Raw genomic sequence first — 10,263 nt, forward strand, 5'->3', positions numbered from 1 at the left:
CTTAAATCCGCTGTGTACTAAGTCCCATTAACTTGTTGCCAAAGCCAGAACCCTGTTCTGGCTTTTTAATAATCGTATTATTTATATCCAGCTAATCTCACCGTTGAACGAATGGGATTAAATACTGGCTACTGTTATCTATCAAGGAATAAAGATGCTGATCAGAGCGGCGAGTACAACAGATATTGAAGCGATAAGCGCGTTAATTACTCAGCTTACACAGGTTTATATCGCTCCCACGTGCACTAATATGGGCGCAGAAACCATAGTCAACGCCATGTCGGTTGAGTCGGTGGCTCATTATTTTGCCTTAGGTTATCAATATCATGTTGCAATGAATGAGACTGGCGAACTCGTCGGTGTGGTAGGAATGAAGGATAACAGTCACCTTTATCATCTGTTTGTGGCGGATATTGCCAAGGGGCAAGGCCTGTCGCGTCAGCTGTGGGAGCATGCTAAAGCTGAGTGTCTCGCGAAGGGGAATCCCGGCACGTTTACCGTGAACTCGGCGGTGAATGCGCTGCCTGTCTATCAGCGCTTTGGCTTTGTTGCACAAAGTGATATTCGCGAGCGAGGTGGGATCCGCGATATTCCAATGCAACTCGTGCTTTGATGTCTAACGATCTTTAACCATAAGACCAAAACATAAAATCAGAAGAAGAGAACCTATGGCGAATGTGAGTTTTTACCCAATCGGGACAGTCGGTGAAAAATGGGGCGATGCCGAAAAGGCCGCATGGTTTGCTAGCACGCAAATTAAACGTTCTTACCAAGACAATGTTGTCACGCCACTAAAAGCGATGGAGTCACAACTGGCCGAATTAAGGTTGAATGTGGTGCAATATGGCGCTTTATCGATTGATCCAGCGCGTTACCCGTTATTTGCGGTCAAGTCAGCAACATTCGATCCAAACAAGATAACGGTGTTAGTCACAGGTGGCGTACACGGCTACGAAACCAGTGGCGTGCATGGCGCCTTGGCTTTTTTGGCTAACAACGTGGCTCACTATGCTGAGCGGGTAAACCTAGTGGTGGCAGTGTGTGTAAGCCCTTGGGGTTATGAGACCATTAATCGTTGGAACCCGAAAGCTATCGATCCAAACCGCTCGTTTTATGCTAATAGCCCGGCAGAAGAGTCGGCAGCACTGATGACACTGGTGGCAAGCGTTCCACAAGGTTTTGATGTGCATGTGGATTTACATGAAACCACCGACTCAGATGAAGATGAATTTCGTCCGGCCTTGGCCGCGCGTGACGGCAAAGGCTTTATCCCAGGCACCATTCCTGATGGTTTTTATGCTGTAGGCGATACCGAAAATCCGCAGGATGCTTTTCAAAAGGCGATTATCGATGGCGTGAGCAAAGTGACTCACATCGCGCCCGCCGATGACAAGGGCGAGATTATCGGCTCAACGGTAGTGCAACACGGAGTGATCAACTACCCATTGAAAGCGCTAGGTTTATGCAGCAGTGTGACGGGGTGTATTTATAACACCACCACGGAAGTGTATCCCGACAGCCCATCGGCCACGCCTGCTGAGTGCAATTTAGCTCAAGTTGCGGCGATTACCAGTGCCATCGACTATGTGTTAGCACTGAATTAATTGAGTTTGTTACTTATTTGATATCAAGCTCGCAAGTCAATCGTAACGTTGTGTACTGTGTCATCAATTGATTTTGCTTAAGTTAAAACGATAAAAGCCCTCAAACGAGGGCTTTTGCATTTAACAATTTTTTATTGCTTAGACTTTATATCTATTGAGCACTATTGCTCGGTGAAAGGGCGGCCATAGTAGCTGTCGAGTAGTAGCTGTTTTAGCTCGCTAATTAGCGGATAGCGAGGGTTGGCACCAGTACATTGGTCATCGAAGGCATCCTCGGCAAGCATATCTACTTTGGCGAGGAAGTCGGCTTCGTTAACGCCGGCTTCTTGGATTGACGCAGGAATGCCCAGCGTCTTCTTGAGTTGCTCGATTTTCTCCAGCAATTTTTCAACTTTTTGCGCATCTGAGTTGCCACCTAGGGCTAAATGATCGGCAATGGCCGCGTAACGACACAGAGCTTTTGGTCTGTCGTATTGGCTGAATGCAGCTTGCTTAGTCGGTAAGTCCGTCGCATTAAAGCGGATAACGTTACTGATCAGCAGCGCGTTCGCCAGCCCGTGGGCTAAGTGAAACTCGGCGCCCAGCTTGTGAGCCATAGAGTGGCAGATCCCAAGGAAGGCGTTGGCAAAGGCGATACCGGCTATGGTGGCGCCATTATGCACTTTTTCACGGGCAATGGGGGATGCGGCGCCGAGCTGATAAGCATCAGGCAAATATTTGCACAGCAGGTCAAGAGCTTGCAGGGCTTGACCATCGCTGTACTCGTTCGCCATCACGCTGACATAGGCTTCGAGCGCGTGGGTGATCGCATCGATTCCGCCGAAAGCGGTTAAGGATTTCGGCATATCCATCACCAGATTTGGGTCTACAATCGCCATATTAGGGGTGAGTTGATAGTCGGCAATGGGATATTTTTTGCCGGTTTGTTCATCGGTGACCACAGCAAAAGGTGTGACCTCAGAGCCAGTGCCGGAAGTGGTCGGTATCGCCACCATAGTGGCTTTGACGCCCATTTTAGGGAATTTATAGATACGTTTACGGATATCCATAAAACGCAGTGCTAAATCGGCAAAGTCGACATCTGGATGCTCGTACATCACCCAAATAATCTTGGCTGCATCCATGGGCGAGCCACCGCCTAAGGCAATAATCACATCGGGTTTAAAGCTATTGGCCACTTTGGCACCTTGGCGCACTGTGGCTAGTGTGGGGTCGGCTTCCACTTCGTAAAACACTTCGGTTTCAAGACCTTGGGCTTTTAAAATCTTTAAGGTTTCGTCGCAATAACCTTGGTTAAACAGGAATCTGTCGGTCACTATGAGGGCGCGCTTTTTATCACTCAATTCTTCAAGCGCAATAGGTAAGCTGCCGCGGCGGAAGTAGATAGACGAAGGAAGCTTGTGCCACAGCATGTTTTCAGCCCTCTTAGCGACGGTTTTTTTATTGATTAAATGGCTTGGGCCGACGTTTTCAGAAATCGAGTTTCCACCCCAAGAGCCACAACCTAAGGTGAGTGAGGGGGCGAGTTTAAAGTTGTACAGGTCGCCAATTCCGCCTTGTGAGGCTGGAGTGTTGATTAGAATTCGCGCGGTTTTCATTCTAAAACCAAAGGTTTTCACCCGCTCGGTTTGGGTGTCTTGGTCGGTATATAAGCCTGATGTGTGGCCAATCCCGCCTAAGGCGACCAAAGCTTCAGCTTTATCGACGGCGTCATTAAAATCAGCAGCGCGGTACATGCCGAGTAAGGGGGATAGTTTTTCGTGGGCAAAGGCTTCGGCCTCAGTGATATCGGTGACTTCACCAATCAAGACCTTGGTGGTGTGGGGGACATCAATGCCCGCCATTTGTGCTATGGTCGCGGCGCTTTGGCCGACGATATCGGCATTTAAGCCGCCATTTTTAAGGATGACTTGTTGCATCGCAGCGGTTTGCGCCGCATTTAAGAGATAACCGCCATGGGTGGCAAAGCGGTCTTTGACTTGCTCGTAGATGCTATCGACCACAATCACCGCTTGCTCTGAGGCGCAGACGACGCCGTTATCGAAGGTTTTAGACATCAAAATCGAGCTGACCGCGCGTTTGATGTCGGCGGTTTCATCAATCACAATCGGGGTATTACCTGCGCCGACACCAATAGCGGGTTTGCCTGAAGAGTAGGCGGCTTTCACCATACCAGGGCCGCCCGTAGCGAGGATAAGATTCACTTTTGGGTGCGTCATTAACTGGTTTGAGAGCGCAACACTGGGCTCATCAATCCAGCCGATAATATCCTTGGGCGCACCGGCGGCAATGGCGGCATCTAACACCAGTTTGGCCGCAGTGGTGGTCGAGACTTTTGCCCTTGGGTGAGGCGAGAAAATAATCGCATTACGGGTTTTAAGACTGATTAATGCTTTGAAGATGGCGGTAGAGGTGGGATTGGTGGTGGGAACAATCCCACAGATAATGCCCACGGGCTCGGCGATAGTGATAGTACCGAAGGTGGGGTCCTCGGATAAAATTCCGCAGGTTTTTTCATCTTTGTACTTGTTGTAAATGTACTCGGAGGCAAAGTGGTTTTTAATCACTTTGTCTTCAATCACCCCCATTCGGGTTTCGGCGGCGGCCATTTTCGCAAGCGATATACGCGCATCGGCAGCGGCGAGGGCGGCGGCGCGGAAAATCGCATCGACTTGGGCTTGACTAAAACTGGCATATTCGGCTTGCGCTTTGGCGACGCGCTCGACCATGAGATCCAGTTCTTGGGCGTTGGTTACTGTCATGATTAAGACTCCTAAAAAGATTTAGGGAATGCACGATTCGCTAACTCTTCTTTATGGTGAAAAATTACACCTAAAGCCTAAGCTAAAGTGTGATCTCGCGGTCAATTTAGGGTTTTTATGTAATAAAAATACGTTAGTTGCGATCTTATGTGTCTTTTTTGTCTAAAATAAGCCAAGTACAGTAAACAGATATTACTCAAACTTGTGATTTAACCTCAAAAATCTCATTTTTCAGTCATCTGTGCTTAAGCTACTATACTTGCCCTTAAGTTTAGTTTGATGAAATTGGCGTGACACGCTCAATAAGGATAGTCACTTGGAGTTAACACTTTACGTTAAATTTTTTCTTGGCCTGGTTGCCATTATCAACCCTATTGGTTTGTTGCCAGTGTTTGTGAGCTTAACCAGCCATCAAACTGAAGCCGAGCGTAACCATACGGGTAAAGTGGCTAACTTTGCGGTGGTGGTGATCCTGTTGGTGACCATCGTCGCGGGACAACATATTTTGAATATGTTTAGTATTTCACTCTCGGCTTTTAGGATCGCTGGCGGCACGCTGATCGCGATTATTGCGATGTCGATGTTGCAGGGTAAATTGGGCGAAGTAAAACGTAACCAAGAGGAAGACCGCGAATCTTCGGCTATGGAGTCCGTGGCGGTTGTGCCGTTAGCCTTGCCGTTAATGGCTGGTCCTGGGGCGATTAGCTCGGTGATTGTGTTTGCCGCTGAGCATAATTCATTATCCAATTTTATTGCGATGTTTATTACCGTGATTATTTTTGGTTTGGTGAGTTTCGGCCTATTTCGAATGGCATCTATTATCTATAAAATTCTAGGTAAAACAGGAATTAACGTGATTACCCGTCTTATGGGATTATTAATGCTCTCGATTGGTATCGAAGTCATTGCCGCTGGGATTAAAGGCTTATTCCCACAACTTTTTAGCTAAAAATCGGAATGCGGGAGGCCATTTCCTCCCGCTGTTGCGGTTGCAGTTTTCATTTGTTTTTATCACACGAAATTTTCTCCCTTGGCCTATTTATAGCCTTATCTCGAAAAGCCGTTGTAGCCTTGTATTGTCGCAACCATTTGTTTTTATAATAATTAGTATTTTCTAAATTAGCGTTATTCTATCGTTATCATTAACATCCTGTGCTATATAATAGGTTAACAATTTAGCCCTAAGTCGATTAAGGATATCCCTATGAAATGGCAATGGATTGGCAACCTCAGCTTAAAGCAAAAATTACTCATGGTTGTATTGCCCCCTTTATTCGCGTGTTTTTTATATGGCGCGCTATTTCTCATCGAAAAGTATGAATATCGTCAAGAGCTGAAAGTCGTCGTGCAGCTAAGCGAATTGGCGGTGACAAACAGTAACTTTGTCCATGAGTTGCAAAAAGAACGGGGCATGAGTGCCGGATTTATAGGCTCAGCGGGCAAGGCATTCGCAGGCAAAATACCCAGTCAAAGGCAATTGACAGATACTCAGCTCAAATATTTCCAATCTTTTATTGAAAACCACAATTTGCCCGCAGTGTTTGCGCCGAAACTGCGCGATCTAAATACTCAACTCAGTAAATTAGCTTCAATTCGCTCGCAGGTTGATAACCTGTCAATCAGTGTTGCCGATGAAGTAGCCTATTATACGGCGCTCAACCGAGAGCTACTTGCGATTGTTGATGAGACTGCTAAAACGGGTGCTAATCAAGAAATTGCCATCAAAGCGGCTGCATTTAGTGCCTTCCTACAAATGAAAGAACGGGCAGGGATTGAGAGGGCAGTATTAAGTTCGACATTTGGACAAGCAGGGTTTATGCCTAAGGTTTACGCAAAGTTTATTACCCTAGTTTCTGAGCAAAATAGCTATTTAGAGCGTTTTATTGCATTGGCAACACCTAATTTGGTTGATGCCATTAACCGCATTCAAAATTCTAATGAAGTCAAAGACGTTGAATCGCTAAGACAAATTGCATTTGACCAAGATAACCAGAAAATTCAACAACAAAATCCAGAAGACTGGTTTGCTAAATCTTCAGCTCGGATTGACAGCTTGCGGGATTTTGAGCAGCAAGTTTCAGCTGATCTTTTGAATATCACCCATGAACGTCTTGCATCTGCCAATCAACAAATGTTTTTTGTGTTGGCGACGTTAAGCTTGGTGCTGATCATTGTGCTTTTGCTCAGTTTATCGGTGATCCGATACTTACATACGAGTGTGCATCATCTTTATTCCACGGTTACACAAGCAAGAAAACACTACGACCTCAGTGTTCGGTTAAACCACAGCAGCCAAGATGAATTTGGTGAACTTGCCTTAGCTTTCAACGAGATGATGAGTGATTTTGAAAACGTTATCTTACAAGTGCGTGCCAGTGCTAGCAAATTACAGCAGGCGGTTGAACAAATGGATGTTTGCACCCATGCCATGGAGCAAGATGTGATGGCAGGCCACAGTGAGGCTGAGCAAGTGGCATCGGCAATGACCGAAATGAGTGCGACCGTTGCCGAAATTGCGAGTAATGCTGTACAGGCATCAGAAGCATCAAATTCGGCTAACCAAGAGGCCAAAACCGGTAACCTTGAAGTTGGCAGAACCAGCAAAGCAATAAAAGCACTAGCGGATGATATTAATGGTGCCTCACAGGCCATCAATGAACTCGATAGAGAAATTCACGGTATTGTGGTGGTATTAGATGTAATTAACAGCATTGCAGAACAAACTAATCTGTTAGCACTTAACGCCGCAATTGAGGCCGCCAGAGCTGGTGAGATGGGTAGGGGATTTGCCGTGGTAGCCGATGAGGTCAGAAGCTTAGCGCAGCGTTCGCAGACATCGACGTCTGACATTAAGAATATGACTGACAGATTAAAGTCCAGCGCTAATTTAGCGGTAAAAGCCATGGATCGCGGATTAGCACAGGCCAATACCAGCGTCCAAGAAGCGGAGCAAGCAGGCATTGAACTTAAACGTATTGTTGAACAAGTCGATATCATTAACCGCATGAATGAGCAAATTGCGACAGCCACCCATGAACAATCCGCAGTGTCTGAAGATGTAAATCGTAATGCGTTAAAGATCAGCGATATTTACTTAAACACTCAACGTATCTCCGATGAGCTAAGGGAATTGACTAAAGCATTGACCTATGACTCCGAACTCATGTCTAAAGAAGTCCATAAATTTACTGTAAAATAGTGCGTTGGTTAATTTTAGCGCCTTGAACGAGGGCGGTTTGTCTAGCAATTGTGCAACCGCCTGAAATCGATTCTTTTTTACTTGACCATACAAAGGCTTTTGCGTACAGTACCGCTCCGTTAACGATGAAAGCTTACACGTTAAGCACTATTCAACTCGATTAACCGTGTTCATTGACACGTAAAAGCTAATGATAACAATCTGGTGAGATGTCCGAGTGGCCGAAGGAGCACGCCTGGAAAGTGTGTATACGGAAACGTATCGAGGGTTCGACTCCCTCTCTCACCGCCAAATTCAAGTTTAAAGACGTCCTAGGGCGTCTTTTTTCTTACCTGTATTTCATTAAAATCAATAACTTATCATCCTATATTGTTTGATGACATCCTACTGCATCCGAAATCTTTAGTAATGCCAAAAGTAATGCCAAGGAAATTTGGTAAATTTTGGCATTACTTTTGGCTTCAAAAACACCCTTTTTTTATGCCGTTGTTTTACTTGATTTTCTCTATTTTATGGTCCAGATTTAACTTTGCAATATCCTGATTTATCTGAATTTATTCAGTGATAAGTAATGCTTGATTTTCGAGTGAAAAATGATGCCAAAATCAAGCATTACTTTTGGGTTTAATTTGAGAGGGTAAAACGGTATGGGAAGGAGTACAAATAAGCTGACTGCAAAAGCGGTGCTCAATGCTAAAGCGGAAGCAAAGCCCTATCGATTGTCTGATGGTGGCAATCTCTATCTCTATGTGCGCACTGCAGGGAAAACGTGGGAATTTAGATATATACGTCCCTCCACCAGCAAACCCACCTATTTTGGTTTAGGCTCATATCCTGACGTATCCTTAGCTGAGGCGCGAGATAAAGCGCTAGAAGCGCGGAAAAACTTGGCCGAAGGCATCGACCCTCAATTACTTAAAGTTGAAAACAAATTAAAAGCGGCAACAGAGAACGCTCAAACTCTGAAGCATATTGCACAAATGTGGATGGACTCTAAGCAGGGAAGCATTAAGCCTAAAACCATCGAAGGCAATTGGCGAAAGCTTGAGCTGTATGCCTTCCCTAAACTGGGGAGTATTGCGATTAGCAGACTCACGGCTCCCATAGCCATTGCCGCGCTCAAGCCCCTAGAGCAAAAGGGGCATCTTGAAACGGTTAAACGTACCGCTCAGTTGCTGAATGAAATCATGAACTTTTCAGTTAACTCTGGTTACATTCACGCCAATCCGTTGTCAGGTATTCGAGAAGTTTTTAGAAAGAGCAAAGTAGAGCATCTGAAGGCATTAAAACCAGCAGAGCTAGCTGAGTTGCTGCAGACTATTGCAAACGCCAATTTATTGTTAACGACCCGGTGTTCGATTGAATGGCAATTGCACACAATGACCAGGCCAAATGAAGCGGCCGGAGCCCGTTGGGAAGAAATCGATTTTGATGCCAAACTTTGGACTATTCCTGAATCACGCATGAAAATGAATCGTGAGCATATTATTCCGCTTACAGCGCATACTCTCGCGATACTCGAAACTGTTAAGCCGATTAGTGAGCAGAGCCAATTTGTCTTTCCATCATCTAAAGATCCTAAAAAGCACACAGATCCTGAAACCATCAACAAAGCATTAGGGCGAATGGGATTAAAGGGAAGAACAACGGGGCATGGTTTACGCTCACTGGCGAGCACTACCTTAAATGAACAAGGCTTTGATGGTGATGTTATTGAGGCAGCGTTAGCCCATGTTGATAAAAACCAAATCCGCAGTGCCTATAATCGCACGACCTACCTAGAGCGACGGACCAAGTTAATGGAGTGGTGGAGCAACCATATTGCCACTGCAGCTGTGGGCTCTTTGTCAGTCACAGCGGGTTCAAAAAAATTAGGGGCATGACCTGTAAGGCCGAATAGAGATTATCTCCCAGAGTCAAAAGGTTAGAGGACGTGACAAACGGATCTAACCTGTTAAGTCCGACTCAGGGTTGTTACTCTTACTTCATGACTAACCTAAAGCCAATGACTATTGAGCAGAGCCAGCATTTGCACCAACTAAACGCTTTAGCTGCAAGCCATTCTGAGGTAGCAGTATTATGGCTTTATGGTTCGCAGGCGAAAGGAAATGCTAGCGAGCATAGCGATTGGGATTTAGCCGTCGCATTCGACCCGGTAAAGGCGGACAGTGTGCTTGATACTCGTTTTAGAGCTGAACTGCTTGCTATGGATTGGCAAAGAACATTGGGGCTAGCCGAAGGAAGCTTGCCGTTGTCGATATCAATCTAGCTCCAATCCCTCTGGCCTTCGGTATCATTAATGCTAACAAACTTATCTTTAGTCGAGATGAAGGCCGAAGAATGCAAGAAGAGTCTCGCATTATGTCGCAATTGGAACTCGATTATTCAGTCCCAAACGACGTTATTATTTTGGATAATGCCTATATCACGTCATTGCGTTTAAGCCTTAGCCAGTTCCAAGCCGTGTTTGGATAATTACGTCAATTACTCAGTCAGCGTCCCCTATCTAATCTTGAATATCGAGCAGCAGAGCGAACACTACAGGTCTCTACTGAAGCTTGCATTGGCATTGGGCTTTGTTTCCTAAATCAGTTGAACTAAAACCATAGCTGGTGATCTGATCGGCATAGCCTATCAACTCACCCATCAATCGTGTCAAAACCTCGCTATAAAACAACTAACTGGAAGCAATACAATC

At 45.6% G+C, this 10,263-nt stretch carries 8 protein-coding genes and 1 tRNA gene; 8 read left to right on the forward strand and 1 reads right to left on the reverse strand.

Translation table 11 applies throughout. From position 1 onward, the window contains the following. Nucleotides 1-154: 154 nt before the first annotated feature. Together IEY09_RS18690 and IEY09_RS18695 are read left to right on the forward strand one after the other, a co-directional pair. The gene (locus IEY09_RS18690) at nucleotides 155-613 is read left to right on the forward strand and encodes a GNAT family N-acetyltransferase (RefSeq protein ID WP_188872252.1); all 459 of its coding nucleotides are present in this window, start codon (nucleotides 155-157) and stop codon (nucleotides 611-613) included. 55 nt (nucleotides 614-668) lie between these two features. Beyond that, the gene (locus IEY09_RS18695) at nucleotides 669-1,604 is read left to right on the forward strand and encodes a M14 family metallopeptidase (RefSeq protein ID WP_188872254.1); all 936 of its coding nucleotides are present in this window, start codon (nucleotides 669-671) and stop codon (nucleotides 1,602-1,604) included. Between the two features lie 161 nt (nucleotides 1,605-1,765). Here the strand turns inward: IEY09_RS18695 and adhE are convergent, their stop codons facing one another. Then, the gene (gene adhE, locus IEY09_RS18700; protein WP_188872256.1) at nucleotides 1,766-4,366 is read right to left on the reverse strand and encodes a bifunctional acetaldehyde-CoA/alcohol dehydrogenase; all 2,601 of its coding nucleotides are present in this window, start codon (nucleotides 4,364-4,366) and stop codon (nucleotides 1,766-1,768) included. A gap of 316 nt (nucleotides 4,367-4,682) precedes the next feature. Between adhE and IEY09_RS18705 the strand changes: the two genes are divergently transcribed. From IEY09_RS18705 to IEY09_RS20335, 6 genes are all read left to right on the forward strand, one after another. Continuing rightward, entirely contained in the window at nucleotides 4,683-5,315 is a 633-nt protein-coding gene (locus IEY09_RS18705; RefSeq protein ID WP_011072194.1) for a YchE family NAAT transporter, read from the forward strand. A gap of 255 nt (nucleotides 5,316-5,570) precedes the next feature. Beyond that, nucleotides 5,571-7,565 (forward strand): methyl-accepting chemotaxis protein, encoded by a 1,995-nt coding sequence (locus tag IEY09_RS18710; RefSeq protein ID WP_188872258.1) that lies wholly within the window; start codon nucleotides 5,571-5,573, stop codon nucleotides 7,563-7,565. A 203-nt stretch (nucleotides 7,566-7,768) separates the two neighbouring features. Further along, nucleotides 7,769-7,856 (forward strand) — tRNA-Ser (locus IEY09_RS18715). 356 nt (nucleotides 7,857-8,212) lie between these two features. Beyond that, nucleotides 8,213-9,448, forward strand: coding sequence for a tyrosine-type recombinase/integrase (locus IEY09_RS18720; protein WP_188872259.1), 1,236 nt, complete (start codon nucleotides 8,213-8,215; stop codon nucleotides 9,446-9,448). 50 nt (nucleotides 9,449-9,498) lie between these two features. Beyond that, nucleotides 9,499-9,834, forward strand: coding sequence for a nucleotidyltransferase domain-containing protein (locus tag IEY09_RS20295; protein ID WP_229778042.1), 336 nt, complete (start codon nucleotides 9,499-9,501; stop codon nucleotides 9,832-9,834). A gap of 71 nt (nucleotides 9,835-9,905) precedes the next feature. Continuing rightward, a complete protein-coding gene (locus IEY09_RS20335) occupies nucleotides 9,906-10,040 on the forward strand; it encodes a hypothetical protein (protein ID WP_268240595.1) in 135 nt (44 codons plus the stop codon). Nucleotides 10,041-10,263: the final 223 nt, after the last annotated feature.

The organism is Shewanella xiamenensis (assembly GCF_014647135.1).
Taxonomy (GTDB): domain Bacteria; phylum Pseudomonadota; class Gammaproteobacteria; order Enterobacterales; family Shewanellaceae; genus Shewanella; species Shewanella xiamenensis.

Excerpts from the sequence above, each read along its gene's own strand:
- IEY09_RS18690 (WP_188872252.1), top strand. The coding sequence starts at position 155 with ATGCTGATCAGAGCGGCGAGTACAACAGATATTGAAGCGATAAGCGCG.
- IEY09_RS18695 (WP_188872254.1), top strand. The coding sequence starts at position 669 with ATGGCGAATGTGAGTTTTTACCCAATCGGGACAGTCGGTGAAAAATGG.
- adhE (WP_188872256.1), bottom strand. The coding sequence starts at position 4,366 with ATGACAGTAACCAACGCCCAAGAACTGGATCTCATGGTCGAGCGCGTC.
- IEY09_RS18710 (WP_188872258.1), top strand. The coding sequence starts at position 5,571 with ATGAAATGGCAATGGATTGGCAACCTCAGCTTAAAGCAAAAATTACTC.
- IEY09_RS18720 (WP_188872259.1), top strand. The coding sequence starts at position 8,213 with ATGGGAAGGAGTACAAATAAGCTGACTGCAAAAGCGGTGCTCAATGCT.
- IEY09_RS20335 (WP_268240595.1), top strand. The coding sequence starts at position 9,906 with ATGCAAGAAGAGTCTCGCATTATGTCGCAATTGGAACTCGATTATTCA.